The following is a 17,019-nucleotide window of genomic DNA, read 5'->3' on the forward strand; positions in this document are numbered from 1 at the left end:
GATTTGTGCAGGGCTTGAGGGCCTCTTCGCCGGCAAGCCAGCTCCTACGGGGCGGGGGAGGCGGGGACAGGCCCGATCCAGAGCCGTTGACAGGTGGCGCGGGCTGGCATTTGTCCGTGGGCGCCAGGGCATGTCGTAAACGCACCTTTGCGTGGCGTCCATAGGCATTTGGGTTCGCCGTCCCGGTCATACCATCGCATCCAAAGGGCACAGCTTGCGGGCTGGCCTCACCGAGACGAAAGGCGCACCGCCGCCGCTGGGAGAGACGTGATGTTCAGCAAGCAAGATCAGATCCAGGGTTACGACGATGCACTGCTGGCGGCGATCAATGCCGAGGAGCAACGCCAGGAAGATCACATCGAGCTGATCGCGTCGGAGAACTACACCAGCAAGCGGGTGATGCAGGCGCAAGGCAGCGGCCTGACCAACAAGTACGCCGAAGGCTATCCGGGCAAGCGCTACTACGGTGGTTGCGAGCACGTGGACAAGGTCGAGGCCCTGGCCATCGAGCGCGCCAAGCAGCTGTTCGGCGCCGATTACGCCAACGTCCAGCCACACTCCGGCAGTCAGGCCAACGCTGCGGTGTTCCTGGCCCTGTTGCAGGCTGGCGACACCGTGCTGGGCATGAGCCTGGCCCACGGCGGTCACTTGACCCACGGTGCCAAGGTGAGTTTCTCCGGCAAGCTGTACAACGCCGTGCAGTACGGCATCAATACCGACACCGGGTTGATCGACTACGACGAGGTCGAGCGCCTGGCGGTGGAACATCAGCCGAAAATGATCATTGCGGGGTTCTCGGCCTATTCCAAGACCCTGGACTTCCCGCGCTTCCGGCAGATTGCCGACAAGGTCGGTGCCTACCTGTTTGTCGATATGGCGCACGTTGCCGGTCTGGTCGCAGCCGGCCTGTATCCGAACCCGCTGCCTTACGCCGACGTGGTCACCACCACCACTCACAAGACCCTGCGCGGTCCCCGTGGCGGGCTGATCCTGGCGAAGGCCAATGAAGAGCTGGAAAAGAAATTCAACGCCGCAGTATTCCCCGGCGGCCAGGGCGGCCCGTTGATGCATGTGATCGCGGCCAAGGCCGTGTGCTTCAAGGAGGCGCTGGAGCCGAGCTTCAAGGCCTATCAGAAGCAAGTGATCGACAACGCTCAGGCGATGGCCGGCGTATTTATCAAACGCGGCTACGATGTAGTGTCCGGCGGCACCGACAACCACCTGTTCCTGGTCAGCCTGATCCGTCAAGGCTTGACCGGCAAAGAGGCGGATGCCGCTCTGGGCCGTGCCCACATCACCGTGAACAAGAACGCTGTGCCTAACGATCCGCAGTCGCCGTTCGTGACGTCCGGCCTGCGCATCGGCACCCCGGCAGTCACCACCCGCGGTTTCAAGGTCGCCCAGTGCACCGAACTGGCCGGCTGGATCTGCGACATTCTCGACCACCTCGGTGATGCCGACGTCGAGGCCAATGTCGCCCGCCAGGTGGCGACCCTGTGCGCTGATTTCCCGGTTTACCGCTGAGAGCCGCAACTGGAGCAATGACTATGCAACGCTATTCAGGCTTCGGCCTCTTCAAGCACTCTCTCAGCCACCATGAAAACTGGCAGCGCATGTGGCGCACGCCGACCCCGAAGAAAGTCTATGACGTGGTCATCGTCGGCGGTGGCGGGCACGGCCTGGCGACCGCCTACTATTTGGCCAAGGAGCACGGCATCACCAACGTTGCGGTGGTGGAAAAAGGCTGGCTGGGCGGCGGCAACACCGCGCGCAACACCACCATCGTGCGTTCCAACTACCTGTGGGACGAGTCGGCGCAACTCTACGAACACGCGATGAAACTGTGGGAGGGCCTGTCCCAGGACCTCAACTACAACGTGATGTTCTCCCAGCGTGGGGTCTACAACCTATGCCACACCCTGCAGGACATCCGTGACTCCGAGCGCCGGGTCAGCGCCAACCGCCTCAACGGCATCGACGGCGAACTGCTCAATACCCAGCAGGTGGCGGACGAGATTCCCTACCTGGATTGCTCGAAGAACACCCGTTATCCGGTACTCGGCGCCACCGTGCAAAGACGCGGTGGCGTGGCCCGTCACGACGCCGTGGCCTGGGGTTTTGCCCGGGCCGCCGACGCCCTGGGCGTGGACCTGATCCAGCAGACCGAAGTGATCGGCTTCCGTAAAGAAAACGGCGTGTGCATCGGTGTTGAAACCAACAAGGGTTTTATCGGCGCCAAGCGCGTCGGCGTGGTCACCGCCGGTAACTCCGGGCACATGGCCAAGCTTGCCGGTTTCCGCCTGCCAATCGAATCCCACCCGCTGCAGGCGCTGGTGTCGGAGCCGATCAAACCGATCATCGACAGCGTGATCATGTCCAACGCGGTGCATGGCTACATCAGCCAATCCGACAAGGGCGACCTGGTGATCGGTGCCGGTATCGACGGCTGGGTCGGTTATGGCCAGCGCGGTTCTTACCCGGTGATCGAGCACACCATCCAGGCCATCGTCGAGATGTTCCCGATCCTCTCCAGGGTGCGCATGAACCGCCAGTGGGGCGGCATCGTCGATACCACGCCGGACGCCTGCCCGATCATTTCCAAGACCCCGGTGCCGAATATGTTCTTCAACTGTGGCTGGGGCACCGGTGGCTTCAAGGCTACGCCGGGTTCGGGCAACGTGTTTGCCGCGAGTCTGGCCAAGGGTGAAATGCACCCGTTGGCGGCGCCTTTCGCCATTGACCGTTTCCACAACGGCGCGCTCATCGACGAACACGGCGCTGCCGCTGTCGCCCACTAACAGGAGGCACCTCTATGTTGCATATCTTCTGTCCTCACTGCTTTGAGCTGCGCTCCGAAGAGGAATTCCACGGCTCCGGCCAAGCGCACATCCCGCGCCCGCTGGACCCCAATGCCTGCACCGACGAGGAGTGGGGCGACTACCTGTTCTTTCGCGATAACCCGCGTGGATTGCACCACGAATTGTGGATTCACGCCGCCGGTTGCCGCCAGTACTTCAACGCCACCCGCGACACCGTGACCTACGAGATTCTCGAAACCTACAAGATTGGCAGTAAACCGCAATTCACCGACAAGACCGAGAGCCCGAAAGCGGCCACCACGGCGCTGGGAGAGAAGGTATGAGCCAGAGCAATCGCCTGTCCAACGGTGGACGGATCGACCGCAACAAGGTGTTGAGTTTCACCTTCAACGGCCAGGGCTACAAAGGCTTTGAGGGCGACACCCTGGCCGCTGCGCTGCTGGCCAATGGCGTCGATATCATCGGCCGCAGCTTCAAGTACTCCCGGCCACGGGGCATCTTTGCCTCCGGTGCTGAAGAGCCGAACGCGGTGCTGCAGATCGGCGCCACCGAAGCCACCCAGATCCCCAACGTACGCGCCACGCAACAGGCGCTGTATCAAGGTCTGGTCGCCACCAGCACCAACGGCTGGCCGAGCGTGAACAACGACATGATGGGGATTCTCGGCAAGGTCGGCGGCAAGCTGATGCCGCCGGGTTTCTACTACAAGACCTTCATGTACCCGCAATCGTTCTGGATGACCTACGAGAAGTACATCCGCAAGGCGGCAGGCTTGGGTCGTTCACCGACCGAGAACGATCCGGATACCTACGACTACATGAACCGTCATTGTGACGTGTTGATCGTCGGCGGCGGTCCGGCCGGTCTGGCGGCAGCCCTGGCTGCCGCGCGCAGCGGTGCGCGGGTGATCCTCGCGGACGAGCAGGAAGAGTTCGGCGGCAGCCTGCTGGACAGCCGCGAAAGCCTGGACGGCAAGCCGGCGGCCGAGTGGGTCGCCAGCGTCATCGCTGAGCTCAAGGCCCTGCCGGAAGTGACCCTGCTGCCACGGGCCACGGTGAACGGCTACCACGACCACAATTTCCTGACCATTCACGAGCGCCTCACCGATCACCTCGGTGACCGTGCGCCGATCGGCCAGGCGCGCCAGCGCATCCACCGTGTTCGCGCTACGCGGGTGGTGCTCGCCACCGGTGCCTGCGAGCGTCCGCTGGTCTATGGCAACAACGATGTGCCGGGCAACATGCTGGCCGGTGCGGTGTCGGTCTACGTGCGTCGTTATGGCGTGGCGCCGGGCAAGAAACTGCTGCTGACCACCAACAATGATCACGCCTATCGCGTGGCCCTGGACTGGCTCGACGCCAGCCTGCAAGTGGTGGCTATTGCCGATGCGCGGCATAACCCGCGCGGCGCGCTGGTGGAAGAAGCCCGTGCCAAGGGCATTCGCATCCTCACTTCCAGTGCCGTGATCGAAGCCCGTGGCAGCAAGCATGTGACCGGCGCTCGCGTCGCGGCCATCGATGTCAAGGCGCACAAGGTCACCAGCCCGGGCGAGTGGCTCGATTGCGACCTGATTGCCAGCTCCGGCGGCTACAGCCCAGTGGTGCACCTGGCTTCGCACCTGGGCGGCAAGCCGACCTGGCGTGAAGACATCCTCGGTTTCGTACCGGGCGAAGCTCCGCAGAAGCGCGTGTGTGTCGGTGGCATCAACGGTGTCTACGGCCTTGGTGATTCCCTGGCCGACGGTTTTGAAGGCGGCGTGCGCGCAGCCAGCGAAGCCGGGTTCAAGGCGGTGGAAGGCCTGTTGCCGAAAGCCTTGAGCCGTCTGGAAGAGCCGACGCTGGCGCTGTTCCAGGTGCCCCATGAAAAAGGCACCGCCCGTGCACCGAAGCAGTTCGTCGACCTGCAGAACGACGTCACCGCCGCCGCCATCGAACTGGCGACCCGCGAAGGCTTCGAGTCGGTGGAGCACGTCAAGCGCTACACCGCCCTGGGTTTTGGTACCGATCAGGGCAAGCTCGGCAACGTCAACGGCCTGGCCATCGCGGCCCGCTCGCTGAACGTGAGCATCCCGCAGATGGGCACCACCATGTTCCGGCCGAACTACACCCCAGTGACCTTCGGCGCCGTAGCCGGCCGTCACTGCGGGCACATTTTCGAGCCGGTGCGTTTCACCGCGCTGCATCACTGGCACCTGAAAAATGGCGCCGAGTTCGAAGATGTCGGCCAGTGGAAACGCCCCTGGTACTTCCCGAAGAACGGCGAAGACCTGCATGCCGCGGTCAAGCGCGAATGCCAGGCAGTACGCGACAGCGTCGGCCTGCTGGACGCCTCGACCCTGGGCAAGATCGATATCCAGGGCCCGGATGCCCGGGAATTCCTCAACCGTATCTACAGCAACGCGTGGACCAAGCTCGACGTCGGCAAGGCCCGCTACGGCCTGATGTGCAAGGAAGACGGCATGGTCTTCGACGACGGCGTCACGGCCTGTCTGGCCGACAACCATTTCCTGATGACCACCACCACCGGCGGTGCTGCGCGGGTTCTGCAGTGGCTGGAGATTTATCAGCAGACCGAATGGCCAGAGTTGAAGGTGTACTTCACCTCGGTCACCGACCACTGGGCGACCATGACCCTGTCCGGGCCGAACAGCCGCAAGCTGCTCAGCGAAGTCACCGACATCGACCTGGACAAGGACGGCTTCCCGTTCATGACCTGGAAGGAAGGCCTGGTGGGCGGCGTGCCGGCCCGGGTGTTCCGCATCTCGTTTACCGGTGAGCTGTCGTATGAGGTCAACATCCAGGCCGACTACGCCATGGGCGTGCTGGAACAGATCGTCGAGGCTGGCAAGAAATACAACCTGACCCCCTACGGCACCGAGACCATGCACGTGCTGCGGGCCGAGAAGGGCTTCATCATCGTCGGCCAGGACACCGACGGCTCGATGACCCCGGACGACCTCAACATGGGCTGGTGCGTGGGGCGGACCAAGCCGTTCTCGTGGATCGGCTGGCGCGGGATGAACCGCGAAGACTGCGTGCGTGACCAGCGCAAGCAACTGGTGGGCCTGAAGCCGATCGACCCGAGCCAATGGCTGCCGGAAGGCGCGCAGCTGGTGTTCAACCCCAAGCAGGCGATCCCGATGACCATGGTCGGCCACGTGACCTCCAGCTATGCCCACAACTCCCTGGGTTATTCGTTTGCCCTGGGTGTGGTCAAGGGCGGGCTCAAGCGCCTGGGCGAGCGGGTCTTCGCGCCGCTGGCCGATGGCCGGGTGATCGAGGCGGAAATCGTTTCCTCGGTGTTCTTCGATCCCAAGGGCGATCGCCAGAACATTTAGGGCCAGGAGCTGGCTTGTGTAGGAGCTGGCTTGCCAGCGAAGGCGGCCTCAGGGCTGGCACAAGGCTCAAGGGCCTCTTCGCCGGCAAGCCGGCTCCTACAGGGTGTTATCAACAGAATTCAGGACAGGTGCTCTATGACCGCAGTCAACGTTTACCAACAGCGCCCCACCACCGGAGCCAAGGCCGAGTCGTCGTTGCACCACGCCGACCTGCCGAGCCTGGTGGGCAAGGGCCGCAAGAACGCCGGGGTCACCCTGCGCGAGAAGAAACTCCTCGGCCATCTGACGATCCGTGGCGACGGCCATGATCCGGCCTTCGCCGCCGGCGTGCACAAGGCCCTGGGCATCGAATTGCCGGGTGCCTTGAGCGTCATCATCAAGGGTGAAACCAGCCTGCAATGGCTGGGCCCGGATGAGTGGCTGCTGATCGTGCCCAGCGGCGAAGAGTTTGCCGCCGAGCAGAACCTGCGCGCGGCCCTGGGCGAGCTGCATATCCAGATCGTCAACGTCAGCGGCGGCCAGCAGATCCTCGAACTGTCCGGCCCCAATGTGCGCCAGGTGCTGATGAAATCCACCAGCTACGACGTGCACCCCAATAACTTCCCCGTGGGCAAGGCGGTGGGCACGGTGTTCGCCAAGTCGCAACTGGTGATCCGCCACACCGCTGAAGACACCTGGGAACTGCTGATTCGCCGCAGTTTCTCCGATTACTGGTGGCTGTGGCTGCAGGATGCCGCGGCCGAATACGGCCTGAGCGTCCAGGCCTGACGCCCGGCTTTGGCTTTGATCGGTAGGAGCGAGCTTGCTCGCGAAAGATCCAAGGGCACTGTGGTCTTGCGGGACATCCGTCCTTCGCGAGCAAGCTCGCTCCTACGAGAATCGACCGCGCTGCGGTTGCCTTAACGAACAGGAGTTATCCCGTATGAGCCGCGCCCCCGATACCTGGATCCTCACCGCCGACTGCCCCAGCGTGCTCGGCACGGTGGACGCGGTGACCCGCTTTCTGTTCGAGCAGGGCTGCTACGTCACCGAGCACCACTCGTTCGACGACCGGCTCTCGGGCCGCTTCTTCATTCGTGTGGAGTTCCGCCAGCCTGACGGCCTCGACGAACAAGGCTTCCGCCAGGGCCTGGCAGAGCGGGCCAAGGCCTTCGCGATGAACTTCGAACTGACCGCGCCGCATTACCGGCCGAAGGTGGTGATCATGGTCTCCAAGGCCGACCACTGCCTCAACGACCTGCTCTACCGTCAGCGCATCGGCCAGTTGCCCATGGACGTGGTGGCGGTGGTGTCCAACCACCCGGACCTCAAGCCCCTGGCCGACTGGCATCAGATTCCCTACCACCACTTCCCCCTCGACCCCAACGATAAGCCGTCCCAGGAGCGCCAGGTGTGGCAGGTGATCGAGGAGTCCGGCGCCGAGCTGGTGATTCTTGCCCGCTACATGCAGGTGCTGTCGCCGGAGCTGTGCCGCAAGCTCGATGGCAAGGCGATCAACATCCACCACTCGCTGCTGCCGGGTTTCAAGGGCGCCAAGCCTTATCACCAGGCCTACAACAAGGGCGTGAAACTGGTGGGCGCCACGGCGCACTACATCAACAACGATCTGGACGAAGGCCCGATCATCGCCCAGGGCGTGGAGGTGGTGGACCACAGCTACTACCCCGAAGACCTGATCGCCAAGGGCCGGGATATCGAAGGCCTGACCCTGGCCCGGGCGGTGGGGTATCACATCGAGCGGCGGGTGTTCTTGAACGGCAACCGGACGGTGGTGCTCTGATGATTTAGGGGCTGCTGTGCAGCCCTTCGCGAGCAAGCTCGCTCCTACATGGATGGTGTGACTCCCGTAGGAGCGAGCTTGCTCGCGAAAGCGATTGTGAAAACGAAACAGCATCTGTACCCGAGCAATCCACGTGTTCCCCCTTTGGGTAACGCGGTTCCATAACAACAACAGCGAGGTGAAAGCATGTCTGGTAATCGTGGTGTCGTGTATCTGGGCGGCGGCAAGGTCGCGGTACAGAAAATCGACTATCCAAAAATGCAGGACCCGCGCGGCAAGAAGATCGAACATGGGGTCATCCTGCGCGTGGTCTCCACCAATATCTGCGGTTCGGACCAACACATGGTCCGCGGCCGTACCACCGCCCAGGTCGGCCTGGTGCTCGGCCATGAAATCACTGGCGAGGTGATCGAGAAGGGCAGCGACGTCGAGAACCTGAAGATTGGTGATCTGGTTTCCGTGCCATTCAACGTTGCTTGCGGGCGCTGCCGTTCCTGCAAGGAGCAACACACCGGGGTCTGCCTGACCGTCAACCCGGCCCGCGCCGGCGGTGCCTATGGCTATGTCGACATGGGCGACTGGACCGGTGGCCAGGCCGAATATGTACTGGTGCCTTACGCCGACTTCAACCTGCTGAAACTGCCGGATCGCGACAAGGCCATGGAGAAAATCCGCGACCTGACCTGCCTCTCCGACATCCTGCCTACTGGCTACCACGGCGCTGTGACGGCCGGTGTTGGTCCGGGCAGCAGCGTCTACGTGGCCGGTGCCGGCCCGGTGGGGCTGGCCGCTGCGGCGTCCGCGCGCTTGCTGGGGGCCGCGGTGGTGATCGTCGGTGACGTCAACCCGGTGCGCCTGGCCCACGCCAAGGCCCAGGGCTTTGAAATTGCCGACCTGTCCAAGGACACCCCACTGCACGAACAGATCGCCGATTTGCTGGGTGAGCCGGAAGTCGACTGCGCAGTGGACGCCGTAGGCTTCGAAGCTCGTGGCCACGGCCATGCCGGTGCCCAGCACGAAGCCCCGGCCACCGTGCTCAACTCGCTGATGGGGGTTGTGCGTGTGGCGGGCAAGATCGGGATTCCCGGCCTGTACGTCACCGAAGACCCGGGCGCCGTGGACGCCGCAGCGAAGATCGGCAGCCTGAGCATCCGTTTCGGCCTGGGCTGGGCCAAGTCCCACAGCTTCCACACCGGCCAGACCCCGGTGATGAAGTACAACCGCCAACTGATGCAGGCGATCATGTGGGATCGCATCAACATTGCCGAAGTGGTGGGGGTGCAGGTCATCAGCCTCGACGACGCCCCGCGTGGCTATGGCGAGTTCGACGCCGGCGTGCCGAAGAAATTCGTCATCGACCCGCACAAGCTGTTCAGCGCCGCCTGAGGCTTGCGGCAATAGGAGCAAAGGGCGGCCCACGGGTCGCCCTTTGGCGTTTCAGGGCGCAGACCAGGGCGGACCGCACTCGAAGCCAGCGATGGCTGGTCAGTAACCCCGGCCCGGGTAGTCGAACCAGTGTTCCCCACTCAGGATCTCCTCCATGTGGGCATCGCTAAAAATCCCTGGCGCATCCCGCAGGAAGCGTGACCGCCACTGGGGCAGCCACCAGTAATTCAGCGCCGTGCTTCTTGGGAGCAGCACCATGGTGAGGACTGATTGATCGATGAGCCCGCGCTGATACAGCGCGTGACTGCGGTCCATGAAATCCAGGTAGTAGTCGATGGGCAGTGAGAGCATCAGCACTGCGGTATGAAATTTTTCCGTGGGCGCTCGTTGCGGGTTTTCCAGCAGGCCCAGGGCTTCGCAGTAGTGGGCCTGGGCCTGGCGAGCCAGAGCTTGGGCCTCCGGGACTTCGAGAATGATCAGTGAGCTGATTTCCTCTTGCCAGGCGGCGCCGTGGGTCTCCTGGAAGTATTGGCTGATGACCTCGGTCAGGGGGCCGGAGGCTCGGGTCGCGTCCGTGCAGCGGTTGCCGTCGACGGGGCGGCCGAGGGTCCAGATGACGAGGGGGATGGCCAGGGCCAGGGCGATGCAGCCGTAGAGAGTCGCTCTGATGGGGGATGGTTTCACTTGAGACGCCGAAAGGTGTGTGGGGCTCGCGCGGCAACTTCAGGCTGGCGCAGACCCTGTTGGTGAGTGGGCAGGGGAGTTTAGCGTTGGCTGCTTCGCTGGCAAGCCAGCTCCTACACAAGCCAAGCCTTGCCGGCGAAGACGCCCGTCAGAGCGCCGCCAATTGTCCCTGGTACAGCACTGGCCCGGTGGGTTGTCCGGTAGGCGAGCCGCCGTGGGGTTCGAGGCTCACCGCCAGGGCGATCGGGGTGCCCAGCAGTTCGCGCTGCGCCGGGCTCAGGTTGATCTTGCCTTTGCCTCCCACGGGCACCACGCCCAGGGAAATCGGCTGGCCATCGGCGGGGATCGCCCAGAGCTCCAGGCTGCGGTCCAGGCCGACGGCGGCCAGGGTCAAGGGTTCGACTTGCAGGTACTGGGCATGGGCCTTGATCTGCAAGGCCGGCTGTTGATCGGCGCTGAGCAGGGTAGCGCTGTAGCGCACGCTGTCGCTCTGGTGAATGAAACCGATGTACAGAGTTGCCAGCACCGCGCAGGTGGCAAACGCCAGGCGCAGGCGCATCCACAGTGGATTCTTCTTCGGTACATGCAGGACCTGGGGTTCGATGCGCGCCTGGATGGCCTGCCACAGGTGTTCCGGCACGCCCTGCTCGGGGATGGCCTCGGTCAGGCTGGCGAGGCTTTCCTGCCATTTCGCCAGTTCTTCTCGCAGGGCGGCATCGTCCAGCAACAGCCTCTCGAAATGTCGGCGGGCAGCACCTTGCATCAGGCCGATGGCGTAGTCGGCAGCCAGGGCGCGGCGCCGTTCAGGGGTTTGATAGTTCATGATTCAAGGCACCTGCGCAGGCGCTCCATGCCTCGTCGAATCCAGGATTTCACCGAGCCCAGGGGCGCGGCCAGGTGTTCTGCCAGCTCCGAGCAGGACAGGCCCTGGAAGTAGGCCACGGTGATGGACTGGCGCTGCATGCCTTCCAGGCTTTCCAGGCAGCGGTTCAGGGCCTGGGCTTCGCGGGCGCTGTGCAATTGATCGTGGGCCGAGGGCGTTGTATCCACCAGTTGTTGCTCTTCATGCTCGGCCAAGGGCCGTTCGCGGTGTTTGCGCAGCTGGTCGATGGCCTGGTTGCGGGTGATGTTGATCATCCAGGTCAAGGGCGCGGACAAGTGCGACTGGTAGCGCGAGGCGTTGTTCCAGATACGCACGAAGCTTTCCTGCAGCACTTCCTCTGCCAGGTCGCGACGTCCCATGAAACGCAGGGCGATGCCGTGCAGGCGTGGGGCAACGCTGCGGTACAGGGTTTCAAAGGCGCGGCGATCACCCAGTGAACACTGGGCCAGCAGGTGCCTGAGCTGATCAGGGTCGAGGGTGGAAATGGCGGTTCTCCTGGCGAGTGACAAGAGGATGGACAACGGCTGGCAACGGCAGGTGCCGCCAGAGATTAGTCCAGGGTGGGCCGTTGTTCCATTCACGATCATCTACCTCAGGCAGAGGCCGGCCCCGATGCCTAGGGGCCGGCACCCATGGCTCAACTTTTTGGCAGCAGTACTTTGTCGATGACCTGAATCACGCCATTGGACTGGTACACATCGTAGGTGGTGATGTCGGCGACGCCGCCTTTTTCATCCTTGATCTGGATGTTGTGCGGGCCATTCATCATCACCCACAGCTTGCCGCCGGCGACCGTGGTCAGTTCGGCCTTGCCGCCGCCAGCCTGAATGCGTTTGGCCAGCTCCATCATGTCCAGTTTTCCGGCCACCACGTGGTAGCTGAGGATGTGGCTCAGGGTGGCCTTGTTCTCCGGCTTGAGCAGGGTGTCGACTGTGCCGGCGGGCAACGCAGCGAAGGCCGAGTTGATGGGGGCGAATACGGTGAACGGCCCTTTGCCCTTGAGGGTCTGGACCAGCCCGGCGGCTTTGACTGCGGCCACCAGGGTGGTGTGATCGGCGGAGTTGACTGCGTTATCGATGATGTCCTTGGCCGGCAGCATGGCCTGGCCGCCGACCATCACGGTGTCGTGGCTGATTTCGGCGGCCTGGGCGGTGGCCATGGCCAGGCCGCTGGCGAGGCTCAGGGTCAACAAGCTGGCAATCAACGGAGTCTTGATCGAATTGCGCTTCATGGTGGTGATCCTTGTGGGAAAGCGGCCAGGCATTTTCTGTCCGTGCGAGATATACGCAGACCGTCGGACACTGGATGCGAGGTTTATCAACTAGATTTCAAACAGCCGCTACTGATCTTGAGGCGTCTCGGAACATTCGCGGTGACATCCAGTCAAAAGGCTGTTTTCCCTCCACCCGAACACGGTTGGTTTATCGCCCCATGAGGTTGTTTCGATGAATATTCCACGCGGTTTTGCCCTGGCTACCCTGATGACCCTGGCCGCCGGTTCGGCTTTGGCCGGCGGTTTCAGCCTGAACGATGCAGCCAATGCCATTTCCGGCATGCAGGGTGGCGACAAGGCCGCTGCTGCAGCACCGACTTCACAAACCGCCGGCCTGCTGGGTTCGCTGGGCTCGCAATTGAATATCACCCCGCAGCAAGCCATCGGCGGCACTGGCGCCATGCTTGGCCTGGCGAAGAATCAACTGAGCGGATCCGACTATTCGCAACTGAGCAAAAGCGTGCCGGGCCTGGACAAGCTCTCGGGCAGTAACGGCCTGGGCGCGTTGAGTGGCCTGCTCGGCCAGTCTTCAGGGCAATCCGCCGGCCTGGACAGTGCCCTGGGCAATGTCAAAGACACCAATGACCTGAACAACGCCTTTGGTGCCCTGGGCATGGACAGTGGCATGATCGGCCAGTTTGCCCCGGTGATCCTGCAGTACCTGGGCCAGCAGGGCGTCGGTGGTTCCTTGCTGCAAAGCCTGAGCGGCATCTGGGGCGTGGCCAAGTAACGCCCTGGGGCCCCGGCGCCGGGTGCGTCGGGGCTGCCCTTGATCCTTGAAACGGGCAGCAGTGCCTATCTCGGAGTTTTCGCCGAATCGGGCCTGTGCTATATCTCGCGCCCCGTTTTCCAAGGAAGCTTGAACGCGATGTTCATGGATGCACTGAAGATGTCTCTGCCCGCCGATGCGGTGCTCGGTTTCATGCTCTACATGCTGGGCGCCGGCCTGGTTTTTGCCCTCTACGCGTTCATCTACACGCGTCTGACCCCCTATAACGAATTCGCCCTGATCCGCCAGGGCAACAGCGCCGCCGCCATCGCCCTGTCCGGCGCCTTGCTGGGCTTTGCAATCCCGGTGGCCAGCGCGATTTCCCATTCCATTTCGATCATCGACTTCCTGCTCTGGGCCGGTATCGCCTCGGTGGTGCAGTTGCTGGCGTTCTTTGTCGTCAGCCTGACCCTCAAGGGGCTGTCCCAGCGCATCGCCAACCAGGAAAACGCCGCGGCGATCCTGGTGGCTTCGGTCTCTGTCGGTGTCGGCCTGCTCAACGCGGCCTGCATGACCCCATCAGTCTGAGGGCGCCGGCATGAAACGCAGTAAAAGCGTGCGCCTGGTGCTGCTGGGCAGTGTGCCGTTCGCCCTGGCCGCCTGTGACGGCCAGCCCCAGGCGACTCGAGAGGTTCGCCAAGTCCAGCATTTCACCAGCCCGCAGGAATGTGAGCAGGCGCAGATTTCACTGGATATCTGCCAGTCAGCCCGCGACGACGCCTGGGAGCGTAGTGACGTGGTGGCCCCGCGTTACAAGGACTTGCAAGACTGCGAGGAGGACTTCTACCCCGGCCATTGCAAGGTCTCCATCTACAACCGGACCTACATACCGACCTTCCAAGGTTTTGCCCTGACCAGCCAGCGCACGGTGCCGGTCAAGCCCGGCGAGGAGGAGCAACAGCAGGCCGGCTCCGGTTCCAGCGGCACCACCAGCGGTGGCGGCAGCGCGATGAGCGTCGGCAATGGTGGCTCTTCCAGTTCCGGCTCGAGTTTCTGGCGCTGGATCGGCCTGGAACCGGAGCCACGCTACTTCAGCGAGGCCCTGTACAAGGAGCGCGACGGTCGTGGCGGCTCGCAGTTGAGCACCCTCACCCAGCAAGTGGAGGCCGGCAAGACCTTCAGTAATGCCAGCAACGGTGGCCGTTTCGGCATTTCCAGTCCGGAGCGCTTCACTCGCGCCGGTGACTCCATGGCCGGTGCCCATGAGGTGGTCAGTCGAGGCGGTTTCGGTTCCGGGCACAGCTGGGGGGGCGGCTCTTGAAGCGTATCGCCAGCACCCCGCGCCCGGACTGGCAGGCCACGGCGGAGCAACTGGGCTTTGCCTTCCACACCTTCGACGGCGAGCCGTACTGGGACGAGTCGGCTTACTACCGCTTCAGCTTGCGGCAGATCGAGGACGACCTGGAGGACCCGAGCCAGGAACTGCACGAACTGTGCATGGCCCTGGTGGCCGAGGTGGTGGACAGTGAAGAACTGTTGCAGCGCCTGGCCATTCCCCCGGCCTTTCATGAATTGATCCGCCAGTCGTGGAAGCAGGGCGACCCTCATCTCTATGGGCGCATGGACCTGTGCTACGACGGTACAGGCCCGGCCAAGCTGCTGGAAACCAACTACGACACGCCGACCTCACTGTATGAGGCGAGCTTCTTCCAGTACGTCTGGCTGGAGCAGCAGTTGCAACGCGGCCAGCTAGCGGCGGGTTGCGACCAGTTCAACAGCATCGAGGACAAGCTGCTGCAGGCGTTTGTCCAGGGTGGCTTCAAGTCGCCGATGCACTTTGCCTCGGTCAGGGATTCGCTGGAGGATCGCGGCACCGTCGAATACCTGCGCGATATCGCCCGCCAGGCTGGCCTGGGTACGCGGCTGATCGCCATCGAAGATATCGGCCTGAATGCCGGCGGGCGTTTCGTCGACCTGCTGGATATGCCCATCGAGAGCCTGTTCAAGCTCTATCCCTGGGAGCAGCTGTTCAACGAAGCTTATGGCCCGGCGATTGCCGGCAGCCGCACGCAGTTTGTCGAGCCGCCGTGGAAGGCCATCCTCTCCAACAAGGGCGCCATGGCCCTGCTCTGGGAGCGGCATGCGGGGCACCCGAATCTGCTGCCGGCGTTTATCGATGCCGACCCGGCCGCCCGCCTGGGCCCGGGCTGGGTGCGCAAGCCGTTCTTTTCCCGGGAAGGGGCCAATGTGGAGATCTGCACCGCAGGTGGCGAGCGCCTGATCGAGGCCGGGCCCTACGGCGGGCCGTGCATTCGCCAGCAGTTTCACCCACTGCCGGTGTTTGCCGGCAACCATACGGTGATTGGCAGTTGGGTGATCGGCGATCAGCCGGCGGGGATCGGCATTCGCGAAGACCATTCGCCGATCACCAAGGACAGCAGCCGCTTCCTGCCCCATGTGATCAGTGATTGATCAACTGCGTTCGGCCAGCAATGCGCTGATGCGCTGGTCCTTGTCGGTCCATAGCTGGTTGACCCAGTCCTGTACCTGCTGGCGGAACACCAGATCGTTTTCGTAATCACCCTGCCACAGCGTCGGGTCCAGCTCGCGGGTGCGGATGTCGATGATGACCTTGGGCACGTTGCCGCTGATCAGGTCCCAGAAGCCTGGGATGCGTGCCTGGGGATACACCACCGTGACATCCAGTATGGCGTCCAGCTGTTCGCCCATGGCGGCGAGGACGAACGCCACGCCGCCGGCCTTGGGCTTGAGCAGGTGCTGGAAGGGCGAGGCCTGTTGCTCACGCTTGGCCGGGCTGAAGCGGGTGCCTTCCAGGTAGTTGACCACGGTCACCGGCTGGCGCTTGAACAGCTCGCAGGCGGCCTTGGTGATTTCCAGGTCCTTGCCTTGCAGCTCCGGGTGCTTGGCCAGGAAGGCCTTGCTATAGCGCTTCATGAAGGGGTAGTCCAGCGCCCACCAGGCCAGGCCGAGAAAGGGCACCCAGATCAACTCCTTCTTGAGGAAGAACTTGAAGAACGGTGTGCGCCGGTTGAGGGTCTGGATCAGTGCCGGGATGTCCACCCAGGACTGGTGGTTGCTCACCACCAGGTACGAGGTGTCGACCCGCAGGCCTTCACCGCCGCGAATCTCCCAGCGGGTGGGGATGCACAGGGCGAAGATCAGCTTGTCGATCTCGGCCCAGGTCTCGGCGATCCACATCACCGCGCTGGAGGCACAGTCGCGCAGGTGCCCCTGCAGGATCAGCTTGAGCAGGGCGAATACCATCAGAGGGCCGAACAGCACCAGGGTATTGAGCAGGAGCAGCAGGGTGACGAAACAGCCGGTGAGCAGGCGGCGCATAAGGCACTCTTTACAATCTTTTGAGCGCGCCATGATAAGCAGCTTCGGCGGACAGGCCAAATTCTAGTGTGCTGACGAATGTTTCACTTGGACCCGGGTAGGCTGGCTGGCAGTTTGTGTGATGTCGGTGAAGGGCTCTTCGCCCGCCAGCTTTTGCAGGCCAGAGACCCAAACAGAACCAATTCGGCGGCGGCGGTCTAAAATCCCGCTGCCCCTTTTTCCAAGGAACCCACTGCCGTGAAATCCGTCCTTGCTCTCTTGTCTCTCCTGGCCTTGCCCGTGATGGCCGCCGAGCCGACCCTGTACGGTCGCTATGAATACATCCGTCTGCCGGAGATCGGCGAAACCCTCCAGGCCAAGATGGACACCGGGGCCCTGACGGCGTCGTTGTCAGCCAAGGACATCCAGACCTTTACCCGTGACGGCGAAGACTGGGTGCGTTTCCGCCTGGCCACCAAGGATGCGGGCAGCAAGGTCTATGAACACAAGGTGGCGCGGATCAGCAAGATCAAGAGCCGTTCCGACGAGGACGACGACCGCGACGAACCCCAGGCCGCCAAGCGTCCAGTGGTGGAACTGGAGATGTGCCTGGGCAACATCAAGCGCACGGTGGAGGTCAACCTCACCGACCGCAGCAGTTTCAATTACCCGCTGCTGATCGGTGCCAAGGCCTTGCGCGAGTTTGGCGCGGCGGTGAACCCAGCGCGGCGCTATACCGCGGACAAGCCGGATTGCTGATCGGGCCAGCGACGCAGTACGGCGAGGTTTTCAGCAGGTTTGATTGACGC

General features: G+C 63.2%; 17 protein-coding genes. 12 read left to right on the top strand and 5 right to left on the bottom strand.

Going from position 1 to position 17,019, the window contains the following annotated elements; translation table 11 throughout:
* The first annotated feature begins 270 nt into the window (after positions 1–270).
* The 7 genes from glyA to fdhA all read left to right on the top strand — a co-directional run bounded on the left by glyA (position 271) and on the right by fdhA (position 9,322).
* Positions 271–1,524, top strand: a complete 1,254-nt coding sequence (glyA, locus tag GV818_RS31105) for a serine hydroxymethyltransferase (protein ID WP_161758542.1) — start codon at positions 271–273, stop codon at positions 1,522–1,524.
* Positions 1,525–1,547: 23 nt separating this feature from the next.
* Entirely contained in the window at positions 1,548–2,798 is a 1,251-nt protein-coding gene (locus GV818_RS31110; protein ID WP_161758541.1) for a sarcosine oxidase subunit beta family protein, read from the top strand.
* 14 nt (positions 2,799–2,812) lie between these two features.
* The gene (locus GV818_RS31115) at positions 2,813–3,142 is read left to right on the top strand and encodes a sarcosine oxidase subunit delta (protein ID WP_161758540.1); all 330 of its coding nucleotides are present in this window, start codon (positions 2,813–2,815) and stop codon (positions 3,140–3,142) included.
* Positions 3,139–6,156 (top strand): sarcosine oxidase subunit alpha, encoded by a 3,018-nt coding sequence (locus tag GV818_RS31120; protein ID WP_161778451.1) that lies wholly within the window; start codon positions 3,139–3,141, stop codon positions 6,154–6,156. Before GV818_RS31115 ends, GV818_RS31120 begins: the two co-directional genes overlap by 4 nt.
* Positions 6,157–6,291: 135 nt before the next feature.
* Positions 6,292–6,924 carry a sarcosine oxidase subunit gamma gene (locus tag GV818_RS31125; protein WP_161758538.1) on the top strand — a complete coding sequence of 211 codons (633 nt, stop codon included), beginning with the start codon at positions 6,292–6,294 and terminating at the stop codon, positions 6,922–6,924.
* A 154-nt stretch (positions 6,925–7,078) separates the two neighbouring features.
* Positions 7,079–7,936, top strand: coding sequence for a formyltetrahydrofolate deformylase (gene purU / locus GV818_RS31130; protein ID WP_161758537.1), 858 nt, complete (start codon positions 7,079–7,081; stop codon positions 7,934–7,936).
* Positions 7,937–8,122: 186 nt separating this feature from the next.
* On the top strand, positions 8,123–9,322 hold the full coding sequence (gene fdhA, locus GV818_RS31135) for a formaldehyde dehydrogenase, glutathione-independent (RefSeq protein WP_161778452.1): 1,200 nt from the start codon (positions 8,123–8,125) through the stop codon (positions 9,320–9,322).
* A gap of 99 nt (positions 9,323–9,421) precedes the next feature.
* Here fdhA and GV818_RS31140 read toward each other — a convergent pair whose 3' ends face one another.
* The 4 genes from GV818_RS31140 to GV818_RS31155 form a co-directional block, all read right to left on the bottom strand.
* Positions 9,422–10,006, bottom strand: a complete 585-nt coding sequence (locus GV818_RS31140; RefSeq protein WP_161778453.1) for a hypothetical protein — start codon at positions 10,004–10,006, stop codon at positions 9,422–9,424.
* 148 nt (positions 10,007–10,154) lie between these two features.
* Positions 10,155–10,829 (bottom strand): anti-sigma factor, encoded by a 675-nt coding sequence (locus tag GV818_RS31145; protein ID WP_161778454.1) that lies wholly within the window; start codon positions 10,827–10,829, stop codon positions 10,155–10,157.
* A complete protein-coding gene (locus GV818_RS31150; RefSeq protein WP_368668931.1) occupies positions 10,826–11,470 on the bottom strand; it encodes a sigma-70 family RNA polymerase sigma factor in 645 nt (214 codons plus the stop codon). Before GV818_RS31150 ends, GV818_RS31145 begins: the two co-directional genes overlap by 4 nt.
* A gap of 56 nt (positions 11,471–11,526) precedes the next feature.
* Positions 11,527–12,120 (bottom strand): fasciclin domain-containing protein, encoded by a 594-nt coding sequence (locus GV818_RS31155; protein WP_161778455.1) that lies wholly within the window; start codon positions 12,118–12,120, stop codon positions 11,527–11,529.
* 214 nt (positions 12,121–12,334) lie between these two features.
* On the opposite strand from GV818_RS31155, the gene GV818_RS31160 reads away from it, so the two are divergent.
* From GV818_RS31160 to GV818_RS31175, 4 genes are all read left to right on the top strand, one after another.
* Positions 12,335–12,892, top strand: coding sequence for a DUF2780 domain-containing protein (locus GV818_RS31160; protein ID WP_161758528.1), 558 nt, complete (start codon positions 12,335–12,337; stop codon positions 12,890–12,892).
* A 138-nt stretch (positions 12,893–13,030) separates the two neighbouring features.
* The gene (locus GV818_RS31165; protein WP_161758527.1) at positions 13,031–13,459 is read left to right on the top strand and encodes a DUF350 domain-containing protein; all 429 of its coding nucleotides are present in this window, start codon (positions 13,031–13,033) and stop codon (positions 13,457–13,459) included.
* A 10-nt stretch (positions 13,460–13,469) separates the two neighbouring features.
* Entirely contained in the window at positions 13,470–14,192 is a 723-nt protein-coding gene (locus GV818_RS31170; RefSeq protein ID WP_161758526.1) for a DUF1190 domain-containing protein, read from the top strand.
* The gene (locus GV818_RS31175) at positions 14,189–15,343 is read left to right on the top strand and encodes a glutathionylspermidine synthase family protein (protein ID WP_161778456.1); all 1,155 of its coding nucleotides are present in this window, start codon (positions 14,189–14,191) and stop codon (positions 15,341–15,343) included. The genes GV818_RS31170 and GV818_RS31175 overlap by 4 nt, the downstream gene beginning before the upstream one ends.
* Here GV818_RS31175 and GV818_RS31180 read toward each other — a convergent pair whose 3' ends face one another.
* Entirely contained in the window at positions 15,344–16,231 is an 888-nt protein-coding gene (locus GV818_RS31180) for an acyltransferase (protein WP_161778457.1), read from the bottom strand.
* A gap of 237 nt (positions 16,232–16,468) precedes the next feature.
* Here GV818_RS31180 and GV818_RS31185 point away from each other — a divergent pair, with 237 nt between their 5' ends.
* Positions 16,469–16,969 (top strand): ATP-dependent zinc protease family protein, encoded by a 501-nt coding sequence (locus tag GV818_RS31185; RefSeq protein ID WP_161758523.1) that lies wholly within the window; start codon positions 16,469–16,471, stop codon positions 16,967–16,969.
* The last annotated feature ends 50 nt before the right edge of the window (positions 16,970–17,019 follow it).

This window comes from Pseudomonas sp. Fl4BN1, assembly GCF_009908285.1.
GTDB lineage: Bacteria > Pseudomonadota > Gammaproteobacteria > Pseudomonadales > Pseudomonadaceae > Aquipseudomonas.